Consider the following 15,966-nt stretch of genomic DNA (forward strand, 5'->3'; position numbering starts at 1 on the left):
CAGCTTGTCAGACAATGCTTCCGCCATGAGCGACATCTATGCAAGCCGGGGCTACGGCTCCCAGGCCGTTGGGTTTGGGGATAAGCCCGCCCTTCTGGTCGTCGATTTCCAGCGGGGCTTCACCGACCCGTCCATGCCGATGGGGGGTGCCCCCATGGTGGACGCGGCGGTGGAGAACACCGTGCGGCTGATGCGGGCGGCCCGCGCGGCGGGCGCGCTGACCATCGCCTGCGTCAACGGCTACCACTCCCGCGCCGCCGTGCCGCGCTGGAAGGCCGCCCCCGTCTATGACCTGCTGGAGGGCACGGAGGCCGTGGCGCTGGACCCGCGCATCGCGGCCGAGGAGCCCGACGTGGTGCTGATGAAGGGCGCGCCGTCGATCTTCTTCGCAACCCCCTGCGCCTCCATCCTGGCGCGGCACGGCATCGACACCACCATCGTGACCGGCTGCATCACCTCCGGCTGCATCCGCGCCAGCGTGATCGACGCCTTCAGCCACGGCTACCGCGTCATCGTCCCGCATGATGCCGTGGGGGACCACACCCAGGCCGCGCATGACCAGAACCTGGCCGATGTCGGCCGGCGCTATGCCGACATCATGGACACCGACGGCGTCATCGCGGCGCTGACCCAGCGTAATCACTGAGCGCGCGCTCCAGCAGATCCACCCCCGCGAGGAAATCCGCGATCTCCATCGCTTCCTCCGGGTTGTGGGAGCCATGGGCGTTGCGCACGAACACCATGGCCGAGGGCACGCCGCTGCCGGCGAACACCGCCGCGTCATGCCCGGCACCGCTCGGGATGCGCTCCACCGGCGTGCCCAGCGCGGCACCCGCTGCCTCCAGCCGCGCGATCCAGCCCGCATCCATGGTGGCGGGTGCGGAGGCCAGGCGCTCATCGAAGCTGAAGCGCACCTTGCGGGCACCGCCGATCGCGTCGCATTCCTGGCGGAACAGATCGAAGAAGCGGTCGAGCGTCGCCTGGTCCTGGCTGCGCACCTCGAAGCTGAACTGCACCTCTCCCGGAATGACCGAGACGGCGTGAGAGGCGGCGTTGGTGGTGCAGATACCCGCCGTCATCACCAGGTCCATGCCCATCTGCAGCAGCACGCGCCAATGCTCGTCCATGCGCGACAGCAGCTCCGCCACCGCCAGCACCGCGTCGTGGCGCAGCCAGCGCGGCACGGCGCCGGAATGGCCGGCCTCTCCGTGGCAGACCACGCGGTTGTGCCGCAGGTTGCCGCGGATGCCGGTGACGACCGCCGCCGGCCAGCCGCGCGCGATCATCACCGGCCCCTGCTCGATGTGCAGTTCCAGCCAGGCGGCGATGTCGTGGGCGCCGACCAGCGCCTCGCCGCGCGCCACCGCGTCCACATCCACCCCGCTGCGGGCCATCGCCTCACCCAGCGTGCCGGTGCCGGAACGATGCCGCAGCGCCAGCGCGCCGGCCGGCAGCCGCCCCGTCAGCGCCAGGGAGCCGGTATAGGCCTTGCCGTACCAGGCGCTTTCCTCGGCGCGCAGGGCCAGCACGCGCAGCGGCGGCGCGGCGGCGGCGCGGCCCCGGAAGCGGTCCAGCACCAGCATGCCCGCCAGCACCCCGGCCAGCCCGTCGTAATTGCCGCCCTGCGGCACGGAATCGAGATGCGAGCCCAGCACCACCGGGGGCTCGGTGCGGGCATCCTCGGGCAGGCGCAGCCACAGGTTCTGATAGCGGTCGCGCTCCGCCGCGAAGCCCATCGCGGCAGCCCGGCGCTCGATGGCCTGCATTGCGCGTTCCTCGCCCTCGCCATAGGCCTCACGCGTCACACCCGCCACGTCGCGGGACAGGGCGGCGATCTCCTCCAGGATACCGAGCGCCAGGGCTTCCTGGCTGCTCACGCGCCCACCCCGCCATGTTCGACCGACCAGGCCACGGGGTCGGCGGTATAGGCCTGCAGCACGGCCTGGGCCTCGGGCGGCAGGCCTTCCAGCGCGGCGAACACCTCGCGCCAGGTGGTCAGCGCATGCACGGTCAGCGCGCCCTGGGCCTGCATCGCGGGGATGCGCGGATAGATCGCGTAGTCCATCAGCACGAGCACATCCTCGGCGCTGGCGCCGGTTTCCCGCAGCGCCTGGACGGCGGCCAGCTTGGAGCGCGCGTCGGTCGTCACGTCATCCACGAACAGCAGGCGGGGCGCGTCGGGCAGGCGGCCTTCCAGCCGGGCGGCGCTGCCCCAGCCCAGCGCCTTCTTGCGCAGATACAGCATCGGCAGCGACAGCCGCGCCGCGATCCAGGCGGCGAAGGCGATGCCGGTGCTCTCGGCGCCCACGATGGCGTTGATGCCGCGCGCGGCGATGATGGGGCGCAGATGCTCCGCCGCCAGCTCCATCAGCTCCTCCCGCAGCGCCACTTCGGACATCAGCAGCCGGGTATCGACATAGACGGGGCTGGCCCAGCCGGAGGTGTAGACGAAGGGCTGGCCGGTGGTGACGCGCACGGCGCCGATGCGGGCCAGCACCTGGGCGACGCGCGCGGCGGACCCCGAGACGGAAGGAGACATGGCTCTGTTCCCGGAACGTAAGCCATCGCTCTGGCATCATCGCGCGGGTGAGGGAAGCCCCGCGCTTGGCCATCCGCCCGCGCCGGCGCAATCTGGCGGCATGACGCTGACCATCCGCCCGATCGCCCCCGCCGACCACGACCAGTGGCTGCCCCTGTGGCTCGGCTACAACGCCTTCTATGGCCGATCCGGCGACACCGCGCTGGACCCGGAGATCACCCGCGTGACCTGGCAGCGCTTCTTTGATGCGTATGAGCCCGTGCACGCGCTGGTGGCCGAGCAGGACGGACAATTGCTGGGGCTGACGCATTACCTGTTCCACCGCAGCACCACGGCCATCGCGCCCAACTGCTACCTGCAGGACCTGTTCACCAGCGAGGCCGCGCGCGGCAAGGGCGTGGGCCGTGCGCTGATCGAGGGTGTCTATGACCGCGCCCGTGCCGCCGGCTGCCCGCGCGTCTATTGGCAGACGCAGGAAGGCAACGCGACGGCCCGTCTGCTCTATGACCGGGTGGCGGAGAATTCGGGCTTCATCGTCTATCGCAAGCTGCTGTGAAGCCGCCCTATTTCGCCCAGTGGGAAACCCCCCGGCTGGTCGGCGCCTTCCTGGCCGGCCGTCCCGCCGCCACCGATCCCGGCTGGGCCGGTTCCGGCGCCGAATCCCTGGCGGAATACGCCCGCTGGGCCGAACACCTGTGCGGCATGGCCTGCCTGCGCATGGTGCTGGCCGCGCGCGGCCGGGCCGAGACCATCCACAGCCTGCGCCGCGGCGTGCAGGCCCATGGCGGCTACGTCGAAACCCCGGACGGCGACATCAAGGGCCTGATCTATGCCGGGGCGGTGGAATGGCTCGCGACGCAATCCATCCCGGCGCGCGTGCTGGTGGATGTGCCGGTCGAGGATATTCCGGCCCTGCTGGGCGGGGGCGGGATGTTCATCGCCTCCGTCCATCCCTGGCTGCGCTGGCCGGAACGGGAGCCGCCCCGGCGCGGCGGCCATCTGGTGCTGGTCTTCGGGCAGGACCGGCAGGGGCGGCTGCGCTTCCACAATCCCTCCGGCCATACGGCCGCCACGCGGCGCGATGCACGGCTGACCCTGGCCGATTTCAACCGCTTCTACGCCGGGCGGGGGATTGCCTTGCCCTGACCGGGGGGCGGGCGCATATCATGGGCCATGCGATATCTGCTGCTGCCCTTGCTGCTGACCCTCGCTGCCTGCGCCGCGCCCCCGCCATCGGAGGACGGGCGCGTGGCCCGCACCGGTGCCTATGGCCCGACAGTCAGCATCGGCGGCGGAATCAGCAGCTTCTATGGGGTCAGCCGCTGATGCGCGCCTTCCTGCTTCTCGCCGCCACCGCCCTGCTCGCGGGCTGCGTTCCCCCGCCGGGCCCGGGCTATTACGGGCGCGGGGGCGGCTATCGCGATGCCCCGCGCCACTATCAGCCGCCGCCGCCGCGCCAGCCCTACTACGCGCCGCGCTGGGGCCGCGCGCCCGCCTGGGATCCCGGCGGCAACTGAGGCCGCCATGCCCCCGCGCCATGTGGATTTCCTGCTGCTGGGCGGCGGCGCGGCCGCGGCCAGCGCGGCAGAGACGCTGAGCCTCGAAAGCACCGGGAAATCCATCCTGATGCTCTCGGCGGAGGACATTCCGCCCTATCGCCGCCCCATGCTGTCCAAGCAGGGGCTGCTGGGCGACGCCCCGGCCCTGCTGCACGACGATGCCTGGTACCGCGCCCAGCAGATCGAGCTCGCGCTCAACACCCGCGCCGTGTCGGTGGACACGGACCAGCACCTGGTCACCACCGATGCCGGTGAAACCCTTCACTACGACAAGCTGCTGATCGCGACCGGCGCCCAGCCCCGCGCCCTGGGCTGCCCGGGGGAACGGCTGCCCGGCGTGCACCACCTGCGGCGCTGGGCGGACCGTGAGGCCGTGCGCGACGACATCCGCGCCGGCGCGAAACACGCCGTGGTGCTGGGCGGCAGCTTCCTGGGCATGGAAATCGCCATGACCCTGAACGCGCTGGGCCTGTCCGTCACGGTGGTGGAGCTGGGGCTGCTGCTGCTGCGCCACACGGAATCGCCCGAGGTCTCGGCCGAGGCGCGCCGTGGCGCCGAGGAAGCCGGCGTGACCATCCTGCTGGGCGACCAGGTCAGCGAGATCCGCGGCGAGGACCGCGTGACGCAGGTCGTGACCGCCGCCGGCCGCACCCTGCCCTGCGACATCCTGATGGTCAGCGTGGGCGTGGCACCCGCCACCGTCTTCCTGGCCGGCAGCGGGATCACGCTGGAAAAGGGGCTGGTGGTGGTGGACGACCAGCTGCGCAGCAGCGCGGCGGATGTCTTCGCCGCCGGCGACGTGACCCTGTTCGACGACCCCGTCTTCGCCCGCCGCCGCCACATCGAACACTGGGACAATGCGGTGAAGCAGGGGCGGCTGGCCGCCCGCAACATGCTGGGCCAGGGCCGGCGCTATGACGAGGTCTCCTATTTCTACTGCGACTTCGGCCGTTTCAGCTTCAGCATGCTCGGCATGCCCGAGGGGGCGGCAGGCCAGGTCCGGCGCGGGTCATGGGCCGATGCCTCGGTCGCGCTGTTCTACCTGGAGGAAGGGGTGCCGCGCGCCCTGTTCTCCATGGGCCGCCCGCCCGAGGAAACCCGCGCGGCCGAGGGGCTGATCCGTTATCGCGTGCGGCTGGAGGACGCGGCGGCGAAGCTGGCCGACCCCGCCTTCGTGCTGAACCGCGTGCCCACCCAGACCGTGCTGGTGCTGCAGGGCGGCGGCGCGCTCGGCGCCTTTGAGGCCGGGGTGGTGAAGGCGCTGGAGGAGCGCGAGATCTTCCCCGATATCGTGGCCGGCATTTCCATCGGCGCGTTGAACGGCGCCATCGTGGCCGGCAACCCGCGCGACGCCACCCGCGCGCTGGAGTGCTTCTGGGAGGAACTGTCGGTGCAGGTGCCGGGCTGGATGCCGGCCGACGCCGCCGGCAGCTGGGCGGCGGGGCAGATCCTGTCCTGCGGGGTGCCGGCCTTCTTCCGCCCGCGCTGGATGGTGGACCCGCTGAGCCCGCCTGCCGGCTGGACCAGCTTCTACGACACCGCCCCGATGCGCGAGACGCTGGCGCGCTACGTCGATTTCTCCAAGCTCCGGCAGAGCCCGGTGCGCCTGCTGGTGGGCGCGGTGAACGTGACCAACGCGCGGTTCGAGGTCTTCGACAGCTATGCCCAGGCGCTGACGCCCGACCATATCCTGGCCAGCGGCAGCCTGCCGCCCGGCTTCTCCTGGACCGAGGTGAACGGCCAGCCCTATTGGGATGGCGGCATCGTCAGCAATTCGCCGCTGGACATGGTGATCGACCGCTGCGGGCCTGACGGCAAGCGCGTGTTCACCGTGCACCTGTTCGCGGGCGAACGCCCCCTGCCGCGCAACATGATGGAGGTGCAGGCCCGGCGGGACGAGATCCTCTATGCCGAGCGCATCCGCAGCGATGTGCGGCTGAAGGAAAGCACCGGCGCCTATCGGGAGCTGGTGCGGTCGCTGCTGGAACTGGCGCCGCCCGAGATGAAAAGCCGGGTGCGGCAGTGGCCGCTCTATATCCAGTTGATGGGTGACGGCGCGCCGATGGAAATCACCCATTTCCTGCGCGAGGGGCGGGAGGGCGAGGCATCCTCGCGCGACTATGACTTCTCCGCGCCCTCGGTGCGGTTCCACCTGGCGCAGGGCTATGCGGAGGTGGGGCGGGCGCTGGGGCGCTAACGGAGCCCGCCGGAGCTTAATCACGCCTTTAGGGAACTCAAATTTCTACCGAATTCCCCCACTAGCTGAATCATCACACATGTTGTCATTATGACTCACGAATGCGTGATATTTAGTTGCTGGTGCCGGGGAGGGATTTTTGATGAGGATTGGCAGGGCCGCCCTAGCGGTAGCTATTGCTGTGTCACTGGCCGGTTGCCAGAACTACAATCAAGCCGCACTGCTGCTGGGCGAACCTCGTAGCGACGCTGCAGTCCTGCGGCAGGCTCAGACGATGCCGATAGATCGCATCTCTGACGAAGTACTGCTGCGTGAGGCGACGCAGGTGCTCCTCGATCTCGGTTTTGCGCTGGACGAAAGTTCTGTCCCACTGGGTGTGCTGGCCGGCAGCAAATCACGCGATGCACGGGAAGCCGGCCAAGTGGCAGCCGCAGTCGCGGTGACGATTGTTGCTGCCATGTTCCTGGTTGCCGTTGTGCCGACCTGGGACGAGCGGCAGACCATCTATGTGACCCTTACGACTCAGCCTATCCCGGGCTCAAACCAAATGAATCTTCGCGTCTCCTTCGAGCGCCGCGTGGAGACGAACCAAGGTGGCAGCCGATACGAACAGCTGAATGATCCTCAACTCTACCAGGAGTTCTTCAACCAGTTGCGCCAGGGCCTGGCGCGGGGAGTGGGGGCATGAGGAACTCCCTCCTTGCTGCGTTCGCAGCATGCGGTCTGATGGTTGCCTGCGCGCCGAATCCCGCGGACAATTTCGTTTCTTCAAACCGCTCTGCGGTCGAAATGCGGGCGATGCAATCCCGCCTTTTCGACGGCTCTTCAGACCAGGTCGCGCGTGGCGTCGTTTCGACATTCCACGATCTGGGCTATCGGATCATCCGCGTCGATTCTGCCTCAGGCACCGTGTCGGCCGCCCGGATGGGGCGCCTGCGGATGTCGGCGGTTGTCCGATCCCAGGCGGCCGGCAGATCTGCGGTGCGGGTCAATGCGGCCGTGCTCATGCCGGACGGCAAGATGTACGAGGTCGACGCCCCCGAATTTTACCAGGCGAATTTTTTCGTGCCGATGACCCAGCTGATGGGGAGAGAGGCATTCGCCATCTCTGCGACGGATGCCGTTCCCGATGCCGTACGGCCGGAATCCGACAGACCCACGACGAACAATCTTCCGACCGGAGCAGCCAGATGAGGAAAATTGCATCTCTGGGCATTCTCGCGATGCTCATGGCTTGTGCGCCGCCGCCAGCGCCTGACCAGGCGGATCGTCTGACAGTAGGGACCGTTCAGCGTGAAATCCGCCAAGGCATGAGCGGGGCGGATGTCGTGGCAGTTCTGGGCGCGCCAAATATGGTGACGTCCGACGGCCAGCGCCGCGAGACCTGGGTTTACGATCGCATTTCCAGCACAAGCGCTTACACCCAGTCTGGTGTCGGCGGCAGCCTGATACTGCTCGGGGCAGGCCAGACCAGCGGAAGCCGCTCAACCCAGCAACGGACTCTCACGATTATCATTCGGTTTGATGAGCGGGGCGCTGTGCGCGACTATTCGTATCGCTCGACGAGCTTCTGATCGTGCAGAGGCGTCGAGGGGTATTGCGATCGCTGCCCATGCTGATGGCTGCGGGTTGCGTACCTGAAGCGGAAACCCATGCCAGCCATTTCACGCTGGGTAGTTCAGTGGTCCAGCAACGGCAATTGCAGTCGCGTCGCTATGACACTGCTGACGAACGGATGCTCCTCCAGGCAGTTGCCGGCGTTTTCCAGGATCTGGGCTTCCAGATCGATGAAAGCCGCCCCCAAATTGGCCTCATCATGGGTTCAAAGGAACGGAGTGCAGTCGAGGCCGGCCAGGTTGCGGCGGCGACTCTACTAATCCTGCTCGCTGCCGCTGCGGGCGCGCCGCAGCAGCGGGTCGTGATCGACCGCGATCAACGTATACGCATTCTTGTGGTGGTTCGCCGTGTTCCCCAGCAGGAAGCAGTAGTTGCGCGCGTTACTATGCAGCGTGTCGTCGTCAATACAGAGAATCGTCTAAGCCGTATTGAGACACTTGATGATCCTCGGCTTTATCAGGAATTTTTTAATATGCTGTCGCAATCGGTTTTCTTGACGGGCCACGAGATATGAGGGTCGTTCTCCTCTCGGTGGCGCTGGCAATGTCGCTTGCCGCTTGTCAGACCGACAGCCGCCAGCAGGTATTGGCTACGAGCCATACTCAAGTCGCGCAGCGTGCGATATCGACACGAGCCTTTGATACATCAGATCGAAACGCTGTGTTTCGAGCCGTCCTTTCTACCCTCCAGGATCTTGGGTTTGTGATTGATCGCGCGGATGACGCGCTGGGCACTGTCACCGCGACGCGTGCTGCCGGGACGATCGTACGGTTCACTGTGATTGTCAGAGAGGCGGGTGACCGCCGCACCATCGTGCGGGCGTCAGGGCAACACAACCTGGAAGCTTTGACCGACCCTCTCCCATTCCAGCGCTTTTACGACGCGCTCTCGCAGTCCCTCTTCCTGGCGGCAAACAATGTGGAGTGAGAGAGAAAACTAGCCCAGGATAAACCGCACCCCGAACTGCTCCGCGATCTCCAGCGCACGCGCCTCGCCGGCCGCGCCCACCGCGCCGAAGAACGCCTCGAAGCCGCCGGGCGTGACCGTGCACAGCAGCGTGCCGTCCGTCTCGCCCACATTCTGGAAGCGGTGCGCGATGCCGCGCGGCAGGGCGATGCAGCCGCCCGCATCCATCTCGACGTAATCCTCGCCGCACCAGAAGCCGAATCGCCCGGCCACCACCTGCAGCAGTTCGTCCTCGCGCTCATGGATATGCAGCGGCGGGCCGCCGCCGGGCGGGATATGCGCCTCGAACAGGCCCAGCGCGCCGCCCGTGTCGGCGGCGGTGATGCGGATCAGATGCGGGCCGAAGCCCAGCGCGACCTGTCCCTGCCCGGCAGGGGAGGCGGCGGCGCGGGTGAAGCTGCCCGTGCGGCGGGTCATCGCGTTCATCGGGAATCTCCCTTGCATCCGCACCGCAGGTAGCGCGCTCACGCCATGCTGAGCAGCGCAAAGTTCTGGCAGCTTCGTTCGGAATCCTGCACTAATCGCCCATGACCGACCGCGACCCGCTGGAAGGCGTGGCCGTGTTCCTGGCCATCGCCGACCATCTCAGCTTCACCTCCGCCGCCACCGCGCTCGGCCTCTCGCGCGCCACCGTCAGCGCCCAGCTTTCGGCGCTGGAGGCACGGCTGGGCGCGCGGCTGTTCAACCGCAGCACCCGCCAGGTGCACCTGACCGAGGCGGGCGCCGCCTATCGCGAGGCGCTGACCGGCGTGCTGGCCCGCGCGCGGGAAGCGGAGCGCGCCGTCGCCGCCCTGCAGGGCGAGGCCAGCGGCCGGCTGAAGCTTTCGGCCCCGCCCGATCTCGGCCAGCGCTTCCTGGTGCCGATGATCGCGGAGTTCACCGCCCGCCTGCCTGCCATCAGCATCGAGCTGGACCTGTCCCACCGCGCGGTGGACCTGGTGGGGCAGGGCTTCGACCTGGCCATCCGCGGCACCTTCGCGGTGGAGCCGAGCCTGGTCACGCGGCGCATCGGGTCATCGCCCGTGCGGGTGGTGGCATCCCCCGCCTATCTGAAGCGCCACGGCACGCCGCGCACGGCCGCCGAGCTGGCCGGCCACCGGCTGCTGCATTTCAGCCTGCTGCGCTGGGGCCGCGCCTGGCACCTGAAGCGCAACGGCGTGGAGGAGGAAATCCCCGTCGCCCCCGGCTTCTCGGTGAATGACGGAGAGGCGCTGCGGATGGCGGCCCTGCACGGCATGGGCGTCACGCTGCTGCCGGGCTTCATCATCGGGGATGACGTGCGGGCCGGGCGGCTGGTGCCCATCCTGCCCGAATGGGCGCCGCCGCCCGTGCCGCTGCACGCGGTGTATCCGGCCAACCGGCACATCGCGGCCAAGGTGAAGCGCTTCGTGGATTTCCTGGCGCGGCGCTTCCGGGGCAACCCGGACCTGGATGCGGAAAACTAGCGCCCCAGCCGCGTCGCCGCGACGAAGCCCATCGCGCAGAGCCCGGCCATGGCCCAGAAGGCATGCCCCTCCAGCGCGGCATAGAGCGGGCCTGCCACCACCATCATCACCCCCGTCGCCAGCCCCACCCCCAGCGAGGTGTGCAGCGCCTGCGCCCGCGCGCCCAGCGCCGGCGGCAGCGCGCCCAGGCTGCGGATGGCGGCCAGGTGCATGGCGCCGAAGGTGCAGGCGTGCAGCAGCTGGATGGGGAACAGCACCCAGGGGTCCACCGTGACCGCCGTGACGGACCAGCGCAGCACGCCGGACCCGGCCGCCACCATGGCCAGGCCGCGCGCGCCCAGCTTCTCGACCAGCCGGCGCCCGAACACGAACAGCGCGATCTCCGCGATCACGCCCGCGCCCCACAGCGCGCCCACCAGACCGGGCGACAGCCCCGCCGCCTGCCAGTGCAGGGTCGAGAAGCCGTTGTACATCGCATGGCTGCCCTGGATCAGCGCCGAGGCCGGCAGCAGGCGCCGGAAGGCCGGGTGGCGCAGCGGCTCCCACATGCTGCCGCGGGCCGCGGGCGGCAGGGCCTCATGCGGCGGCAGGGTCAGGGCGATGGCGCCGGTGGCCAGCAGCGCGGCGCAGGAGATGTAGAGCGCCGACCCGGCCCCCCACAGCCCCACGAACTGCCCGGCCGCGAGTGCCGCCAGGATGAACGTCACGGACCCCCAGGCCCGCACCCGGCCATAGTCGAAGGGGCGGCGCCTGATCTCCGCGATCGCCGCCGCATCCGAAAGCGTCACGATGGGCGCCACCGCCGCGCTGTGCAGGATATAGATGGCCAGCAGCACCGCGATGCCCTGCCCCCAGCCCAGCAGCGGCAGCAACAGGCCAGAGACGACGGCCGCCAGCGCCAGCGTGCCGCGCAGCCCCGTGCGGTCCGCGATGCGCGCGGCCCAGGGGTTGGCCAGCAGCCGCGTGCCGGTGCCCAGCGCCAGCACGAGGCCCACCTGCTGCGCCGACAGCCCGCCCGCCGTCAGCACCGCCGGCACGAAGGGCAGCGCGGCACCCAGAGAGGCGAACTGCGCGCCGAAGATCAGGGAGAAGCGGAAGGCGGGGGACACAGGCCCGGTATGGCCTCCGGACGCGGGTTTGAGAACCACGCATCGTCCAGATGCAGCGCCATCAGATAGGTGCCGAGATACTCACCCCCCAGCAGGGTCGCGCGCGGTTCCTGCCCGTACACGGCAAAGCCCAGCTTGCGGTACAGGGCCACCGCCGGGGTATCGTCCGCGCGGGTGGTCAGGCGGATGTCGAACACGCCGCAATCGGCCGCGTGCCAGATCAGCTGGCGCAGCATCCGCGCCGCCAGCCCCTGGCCGCGCGCCTCGGGCGCCACGTACAGGCCGCTCAACTGCGCCTTGTGGCACTGGCGCAGCCCCGCCTCGCGTACCAGCGCGGCGGTGGCCACCAGCCGGCCGTCGCCCGCGCCCAGAACCGGGTGCCGCGCCAGCCGGTCAGCGAAGAAGGAGAGCGGCTGATCGGCCTCCTCCTCCCAGGCGCGGCCGAAGGAGCCAGGGTCCTCCCGCAGGCCGCGCAGGCGGATATCGCGAAAGGCTTCGGCATCCGGGGCGGTCAATCGGCGCAGCATTCGGGCACGGTAGACCCCGTTCCGCCCTGGCACCAAGGGTGGCGCGGTTGCAATCCGCGCGCTTTCGGCCCATCACGTCCCGCACGTCCATCCAGGTTTCCTGTAGGCATGTTCGAAGCACGCGTCCGCGCCATTCTCGGCCCGACCAACACGGGTAAGACCCACCTCGCCATGGAGCGGATGCTGTCGCATTCCTCCGGCATCATCGGCTTTCCGCTGCGCCTGCTGGCGCGCGAGAATTACGACCGCATGGTGGCCGCCAAGGGCGAGCGCAACGTGGCCCTCATCACCGGCGAGGAAAAGATCGTCCCGCCGGATGCGAAGTGGTTCGCCTGCACGGTGGAGGCCATGCCCCTCGACCGTCGCGTCGAATTCGTCGCGGTGGACGAGATCCAGCTCTGCGCCGACCCGGATCGCGGCCACGTCTTCACCGACCGGCTGATGAACGCGCGCGGCATGGTGGAAACCATGTTCATGGGCGCGGAGACCATCCGCCCGCTGCTGCAGCGCCTGGTGCCGCAGGTCGAGATCGACACCCGCCCGCGCCTGTCGCAGCTGACGCATTCGGGCTTCACCAAGCTCGGCCGCCTGCCGCCGCGCAGCGCCGTCGTCGCCTTCTCGGCCGGTGAGGTCTACGCGATCGCCGAAGCCATCCGCACCCGCCGCGGCGGCTGTGCGGTGGTGATGGGCCGCCTGTCGCCGCGCACCCGCAACGCCCAGGTGGCGCTGTACCAGAACCGCGAGGTGGACTTCCTGGTGGCGACGGACGCCATCGGCATGGGCCTGAACATGGATGTGGACCATGTGGCCTTCGCGTCGCTCGTGAAGTTCGACGGCCACGCGCCCCGCCTGCTGCAGCCGCAGGAAGCCGCCCAGATCGCCGGCCGCGCCGGCCGCGGCATGCGCGACGGCACCTTCGGCACCACGGGCGACTGCAAGCCCCTGCCCGAGGACATGGTCGAGAAGATCGAGAACCACCAGTTCGAGACGCTGAAGACCGTCGCCTGGCGCAACCCCGAGCTCGACTTCACCAGCATCGACGCGCTGCTGGACAGCCTGGCGGCCCCCCCGCCGGCCCCCGGCCTGGCCAAGGGCCATGACGCCACCGACCACATCGTGCTGAACGCCCTGTCGCGTGAGCAGGACATCCGCCGCATGGCCCAGGGCCGGTCGCGCGTGGGCCTGCTGTGGGATGCGTGCTCGGTGCCCGATTTCCGCAAGCTGGCGGATGACAGCCACACGCGCCTGTGCGGCACCATCTACAAGCACCTGGTCGAGGACGGCGCCCTGCCGGCCGATTGGGTGTTGAGCCAGATCGCCGCCACCAGCAGCACCGAGGGCGACATCGACACGCTGATGGCGCGCCTGTCCGCCATCCGCACCTGGTCCTATGTGGCCGCGCGCGGTGACTGGCTGCGCAACGCCATCGAATGCCAGGGCCAGGCCCGCATCGCGGAGGACGCGCTGTCCGACGCGCTGCATGAGCGCCTGACCCAGCGCTTCGTGGACCGCCGCGCGGCCCATCTGATCCGCCGCCTGGACCCGGGCAGCGAGGAGGAATTGCTGTCCGCCGTCACGCGCCAGGGCGAGGTGATCGTCGAGGGCCACAATGTCGGCAAGGTGGCGGGCTTCCTGTTCCACCCCGACACGACGGCCGAGGACGAGGAGACCCGCAAGCTGGTGCTGCGCGCCGCGCGCCGTGCCCTGCGTGAGGAAATGCCCCGCCGCGTGGCCTCTCTGGAACTGGCGAAGGCCGAGGCCTTCTCCCTGACCCAGGACCACAAGATCGCCTGGGACGGCGCCGAGGTGGCGCGCCTGCGCCCCGGTTCCGAGGCGGCCAAGCCCCAGGTCGAGGTGCTGCCGAGCGAGTTCCTGGACGGCGCCCAGCGTGAGCGCGTGCGCGTCCGCCTCGCGGCCTATATCGACGGCATCCTGACCAAGGACCTGGCGAGCATCGCCGCCGTCGAGGCCAAGGCCGAGAGCGACAACACCCTGCGCGGCCCGGCCTTCGAGCTGCGCGAAACCCTGGGCCTGAAGCCCGGCGGCACCAAGCAGGCGATCGCCCAGGAAGTCTCGGCCAAGCTGAAGGCCATCGGCGCCCGCGCCGGCCGCTATGCGCTGTATGTGCCGGAGGCCCTGAAGCCCCGCGCCATGGGCCTGCGCGCGTTGCTGTGGTCGCTGTCGCGCAACATCCCCACGCCGGAACTGCCGGCGCCGGGGCTGGTGACCATCCCCAGCGACGGCGTGCTGGCGCTGACCTGGCCGCAGGGCTTCGCCGAGGCCATCGGCTGGGTGAATGCCGGCCCGATCCTGATGCGCCTCGATGTGGCGGAACGCGCGGGCGGCGAGCTGGCCTATGCCACCCGCCGCGGCCCCGCGCCCCTGCCGACCGAGGTTCTGGCGCGCTACGGCATCAAGCCGGAGCAGGTGGGCATCGTGCTGGCGGGCCTCGGCTTCCGCCTGATCGAGGCCGAGACCCTGCCGGATGACATGTACGGCCCGGCCCTGCCGGCGCGCGTGGCCTGGGCCCGCCCGCCGCGCCCCGAGCGCCCGCAGCACCATCGCGGCCCCCGCCGGGACGGCGAAGGTGGCCCCCGCCGGGACGGCGAGCAGCGCGGCCCGCGCCGTGAGGGTGAGAACCGTGGCCCGCGCGGCCCGCGCCGCGACCAGGCCGCCCCCGCCGAGGGTGGCGCCCCGGCCGAGGCCGGTGCCGAGCAGGCCCCGCGCCCCGACCGTGGCCCCCGCCCGCCCCGCCGCGACGGCGAGAACCGTGGCCCGCGCCGCGAAGGCGACCGCCCGCGTGGTGACCGGCCGCAAGGCGATCGCCCCCAGGGTGAGCGCCCCCATGGTGAACGTAGGGGCGACCGTCCCCAGGGTGAGCGCCCCCAGGGTGATCGCAGGGGCGACCGCCCCCAGGGCGACCGTCCGCGCTTCCAGGGCGACCGCCCGCGCCGTGACGACCGTGACAAGCGCGGCGGCGCCGGTGGCCCCGAGACCCGCGTCTATCACCAGGACAAGCCGGCCGCGGCGGCCGAGGACAATCCCTTCGCCAAGCTGGCCGCGCTCAAACTAAAGTAACGGTTCGGCAACGCCGGGGCGCCTTCGGGCGTTCCGGCTTCAGCCACACCAGGAACCGTCATGCGTCTGCCAGGCCAGGAAAGCGACAACATCGAGGACCGCCGCGGGTCACGCGGGGGTGGGCTGGTGGTCGGCGGCGGGCTGGGAACCGTGGCGCTGGTCGTCATCTCCCTGCTGCTGGGCGTGGACCCGCGCGTGCTGCTGCAGCAGCTGGACCCGGGTGGCGGCGGCGGTGGCGGCTACAGCGAACAGCAGACGCGCCAGCCCGCGCCCGATGACGGCGCCCGCCGTTTCGTCGCCCAGGTGCTGGCCACCACCGAGGAAAGCTGGACCGCCCTGTTCCGTGAGGCAGGGCGCAACTACACGCCCCCGCGCCTGGTGCTGTTCAGCCGCGGCACGCAGACCGGCTGCGGCAACGCGCCCTCCTCCGTCGGGCCGTTCTATTGCCCGGAGGACCAGCGGGTCTACATCGACCTCGACTTCCTGTCCTCGATGCAGCGGGAACTGAACGCGCCCGGCGATTTCGCCCGCGCCTATGTCATCGCGCATGAGGTGGGCCACCATGTTCAGGAACAGCTGGGCATCATCCAGCGCGTGAACGCCGCCCGCCAGCGCATGAGCGAGCGCGACGCCAACGCCCTGTCCGTGCGGCTGGAACTGCAGGCCGACTGCTTCGCCGGCGTCTGGGCCAACCGCACCCAGGCCCGCCACCAGATCCTGGAAAACGGCGATGTGGAGGCCGGCATGAACGCCGCCGCCGCCGTGGGCGATGACCGGCTGCAGCGCCGCAGCCAGGGCCAGGTGGTGCCGGAAAGCTTCACCCACGGCACCTCCGCCCAGCGCGTGCGCTGGTTCAAGCAGGGGATGGAAGTCGGCCGGATCGACGCCTGCGACACCTTCAATACCGGGCGCTAGCCACCCCGGCCGGG

The 15,966-nt window shown here is 70.0% G+C and carries 19 protein-coding genes; 14 read left to right on the forward strand and 5 right to left on the reverse strand.

Features of this window, described 5'->3' with window-relative positions; all coding sequences use genetic code 11:
* The first annotated feature begins 25 nt into the window (after positions 1–25).
* Positions 26–646, forward strand: a complete 621-nt coding sequence (locus EOD42_RS05650; protein ID WP_127786460.1) for an isochorismatase family protein — start codon at positions 26–28, stop codon at positions 644–646.
* Here EOD42_RS05650 and EOD42_RS05655 read toward each other — a convergent pair.
* Together EOD42_RS05655 and EOD42_RS05660 are read right to left on the reverse strand one after the other, a co-directional pair.
* Entirely contained in the window at positions 615–1,877 is a 1,263-nt protein-coding gene (locus EOD42_RS05655) for a hydantoinase/carbamoylase family amidase (protein ID WP_127786461.1), read from the reverse strand. The genes EOD42_RS05650 and EOD42_RS05655 overlap by 32 nt on opposite strands.
* The gene (locus EOD42_RS05660) at positions 1,874–2,539 is read right to left on the reverse strand and encodes an orotate phosphoribosyltransferase (protein ID WP_127786462.1); all 666 of its coding nucleotides are present in this window, start codon (positions 2,537–2,539) and stop codon (positions 1,874–1,876) included. The genes EOD42_RS05655 and EOD42_RS05660 overlap by 4 nt, the downstream gene beginning before the upstream one ends.
* 100 nt (positions 2,540–2,639) lie before the next feature.
* Between EOD42_RS05660 and EOD42_RS05665 the strand changes: the two genes are divergently transcribed.
* From EOD42_RS05665 to EOD42_RS05705, 10 genes are all read left to right on the forward strand, one after another.
* Positions 2,640–3,095 carry a GNAT family N-acetyltransferase gene (locus tag EOD42_RS05665; RefSeq protein WP_127786463.1) on the forward strand — a complete coding sequence of 152 codons (456 nt, stop codon included), beginning with the start codon at positions 2,640–2,642 and terminating at the stop codon, positions 3,093–3,095.
* The gene (locus tag EOD42_RS05670) at positions 3,092–3,685 is read left to right on the forward strand and encodes a cysteine peptidase family C39 domain-containing protein (protein ID WP_127786464.1); all 594 of its coding nucleotides are present in this window, start codon (positions 3,092–3,094) and stop codon (positions 3,683–3,685) included. Before EOD42_RS05665 ends, EOD42_RS05670 begins: the two co-directional genes overlap by 4 nt.
* 27 nt (positions 3,686–3,712) lie before the next feature.
* The gene (locus EOD42_RS25825) at positions 3,713–3,865 is read left to right on the forward strand and encodes a hypothetical protein (protein ID WP_164867798.1); all 153 of its coding nucleotides are present in this window, start codon (positions 3,713–3,715) and stop codon (positions 3,863–3,865) included.
* Positions 3,865–4,056, forward strand: a complete 192-nt coding sequence (locus EOD42_RS05675) for a hypothetical protein (protein ID WP_127786465.1) — start codon at positions 3,865–3,867, stop codon at positions 4,054–4,056. The genes EOD42_RS25825 and EOD42_RS05675 overlap by 1 nt, the downstream gene beginning before the upstream one ends.
* Positions 4,057–4,063: 7 nt before the next feature.
* Positions 4,064–6,295 carry an FAD-dependent oxidoreductase gene (locus EOD42_RS05680; RefSeq protein WP_127786466.1) on the forward strand — a complete coding sequence of 744 codons (2,232 nt, stop codon included), beginning with the start codon at positions 4,064–4,066 and terminating at the stop codon, positions 6,293–6,295.
* A 142-nt stretch (positions 6,296–6,437) separates the two neighbouring features.
* Positions 6,438–6,983, forward strand: coding sequence for a hypothetical protein (locus EOD42_RS05685; RefSeq protein ID WP_127786467.1), 546 nt, complete (start codon positions 6,438–6,440; stop codon positions 6,981–6,983).
* Positions 6,980–7,489 (forward strand): hypothetical protein, encoded by a 510-nt coding sequence (locus tag EOD42_RS05690; protein WP_127786468.1) that lies wholly within the window; start codon positions 6,980–6,982, stop codon positions 7,487–7,489. The genes EOD42_RS05685 and EOD42_RS05690 overlap by 4 nt, the downstream gene beginning before the upstream one ends.
* Positions 7,486–7,869: a hypothetical protein gene (locus EOD42_RS05695; protein ID WP_127786469.1), complete on the forward strand. Its 384-nt coding sequence runs from the start codon at positions 7,486–7,488 to the stop codon at positions 7,867–7,869. The genes EOD42_RS05690 and EOD42_RS05695 overlap by 4 nt, the downstream gene beginning before the upstream one ends.
* Before the next feature lie 38 nt (positions 7,870–7,907).
* Complete coding sequence (locus EOD42_RS05700; RefSeq protein WP_127786470.1) at positions 7,908–8,426, forward strand: hypothetical protein; 519 nt, start codon at positions 7,908–7,910, stop codon at positions 8,424–8,426.
* Positions 8,423–8,839 (forward strand): hypothetical protein, encoded by a 417-nt coding sequence (locus tag EOD42_RS05705; RefSeq protein ID WP_127786471.1) that lies wholly within the window; start codon positions 8,423–8,425, stop codon positions 8,837–8,839. Before EOD42_RS05700 ends, EOD42_RS05705 begins: the two co-directional genes overlap by 4 nt.
* 9 nt (positions 8,840–8,848) lie before the next feature.
* Here the strand turns inward: EOD42_RS05705 and EOD42_RS05710 are convergent, their stop codons facing one another.
* On the reverse strand, positions 8,849–9,304 hold the full coding sequence (locus tag EOD42_RS05710; protein WP_206020247.1) for a cupin domain-containing protein: 456 nt from the start codon (positions 9,302–9,304) through the stop codon (positions 8,849–8,851).
* A gap of 101 nt (positions 9,305–9,405) precedes the next feature.
* Here EOD42_RS05710 and EOD42_RS05715 point away from each other — a divergent pair, with 101 nt between their 5' ends.
* Positions 9,406–10,323, forward strand: coding sequence for a LysR family transcriptional regulator (locus EOD42_RS05715; RefSeq protein WP_127786472.1), 918 nt, complete (start codon positions 9,406–9,408; stop codon positions 10,321–10,323).
* On the opposite strand, the gene EOD42_RS05720 is transcribed toward EOD42_RS05715, so the two are convergent.
* Together EOD42_RS05720 and EOD42_RS05725 are read right to left on the reverse strand one after the other, a co-directional pair.
* Positions 10,320–11,432: an MFS transporter gene (locus EOD42_RS05720; RefSeq protein ID WP_164867799.1), complete on the reverse strand. Its 1,113-nt coding sequence runs from the start codon at positions 11,430–11,432 to the stop codon at positions 10,320–10,322. The genes EOD42_RS05715 and EOD42_RS05720 overlap by 4 nt on opposite strands.
* On the reverse strand, positions 11,405–11,959 hold the full coding sequence (locus EOD42_RS05725) for a GNAT family N-acetyltransferase (RefSeq protein ID WP_127786474.1): 555 nt from the start codon (positions 11,957–11,959) through the stop codon (positions 11,405–11,407). Before EOD42_RS05725 ends, EOD42_RS05720 begins: the two co-directional genes overlap by 28 nt.
* A gap of 108 nt (positions 11,960–12,067) precedes the next feature.
* On the opposite strand from EOD42_RS05725, the gene EOD42_RS05730 reads away from it, so the two are divergent.
* Positions 12,068–15,037, forward strand: a complete 2,970-nt coding sequence (locus EOD42_RS05730) for a helicase-related protein (RefSeq protein WP_127786475.1) — start codon at positions 12,068–12,070, stop codon at positions 15,035–15,037.
* A 60-nt stretch (positions 15,038–15,097) separates the two neighbouring features.
* A complete protein-coding gene (ypfJ, locus tag EOD42_RS05735) occupies positions 15,098–15,952 on the forward strand; it encodes a KPN_02809 family neutral zinc metallopeptidase (protein WP_127786476.1) in 855 nt (284 codons plus the stop codon).
* Positions 15,953–15,966: the final 14 nt, after the last annotated feature.

The sequence above is a fragment of the Rhodovarius crocodyli genome (assembly GCF_004005855.1).
GTDB lineage: Bacteria > Pseudomonadota > Alphaproteobacteria > Acetobacterales > Acetobacteraceae > Rhodovarius > Rhodovarius crocodyli.

Excerpts from the sequence above, each read along its gene's own strand:
- EOD42_RS05730 (WP_127786475.1), top strand. The coding sequence starts at position 12,068 with ATGTTCGAAGCACGCGTCCGCGCCATTCTCGGCCCGACCAACACGGGT.
- EOD42_RS05675 (WP_127786465.1), top strand. The coding sequence starts at position 3,865 with ATGCGCGCCTTCCTGCTTCTCGCCGCCACCGCCCTGCTCGCGGGCTGC.
- EOD42_RS05700 (WP_127786470.1), top strand. The coding sequence starts at position 7,908 with ATGCTGATGGCTGCGGGTTGCGTACCTGAAGCGGAAACCCATGCCAGC.
- EOD42_RS05715 (WP_127786472.1), top strand. The coding sequence starts at position 9,406 with ATGACCGACCGCGACCCGCTGGAAGGCGTGGCCGTGTTCCTGGCCATC.
- EOD42_RS05725 (WP_127786474.1), bottom strand. The coding sequence starts at position 11,959 with ATGCTGCGCCGATTGACCGCCCCGGATGCCGAAGCCTTTCGCGATATC.
- EOD42_RS05695 (WP_127786469.1), top strand. The coding sequence starts at position 7,486 with ATGAGGAAAATTGCATCTCTGGGCATTCTCGCGATGCTCATGGCTTGT.
- EOD42_RS05705 (WP_127786471.1), top strand. The coding sequence starts at position 8,423 with ATGAGGGTCGTTCTCCTCTCGGTGGCGCTGGCAATGTCGCTTGCCGCT.
- EOD42_RS05665 (WP_127786463.1), top strand. The coding sequence starts at position 2,640 with ATGACGCTGACCATCCGCCCGATCGCCCCCGCCGACCACGACCAGTGG.
- EOD42_RS05680 (WP_127786466.1), top strand. The coding sequence starts at position 4,064 with ATGCCCCCGCGCCATGTGGATTTCCTGCTGCTGGGCGGCGGCGCGGCC.
- EOD42_RS25825 (WP_164867798.1), top strand. The coding sequence starts at position 3,713 with ATGCGATATCTGCTGCTGCCCTTGCTGCTGACCCTCGCTGCCTGCGCC.
- EOD42_RS05660 (WP_127786462.1), bottom strand. The coding sequence starts at position 2,539 with ATGTCTCCTTCCGTCTCGGGGTCCGCCGCGCGCGTCGCCCAGGTGCTG.
- EOD42_RS05710 (WP_206020247.1), bottom strand. The coding sequence starts at position 9,304 with ATGAACGCGATGACCCGCCGCACGGGCAGCTTCACCCGCGCCGCCGCC.
- ypfJ (WP_127786476.1), top strand. The coding sequence starts at position 15,098 with ATGCGTCTGCCAGGCCAGGAAAGCGACAACATCGAGGACCGCCGCGGG.
- EOD42_RS05650 (WP_127786460.1), top strand. The coding sequence starts at position 26 with ATGAGCGACATCTATGCAAGCCGGGGCTACGGCTCCCAGGCCGTTGGG.
- EOD42_RS05690 (WP_127786468.1), top strand. The coding sequence starts at position 6,980 with ATGAGGAACTCCCTCCTTGCTGCGTTCGCAGCATGCGGTCTGATGGTT.
- EOD42_RS05685 (WP_127786467.1), top strand. The coding sequence starts at position 6,438 with ATGAGGATTGGCAGGGCCGCCCTAGCGGTAGCTATTGCTGTGTCACTG.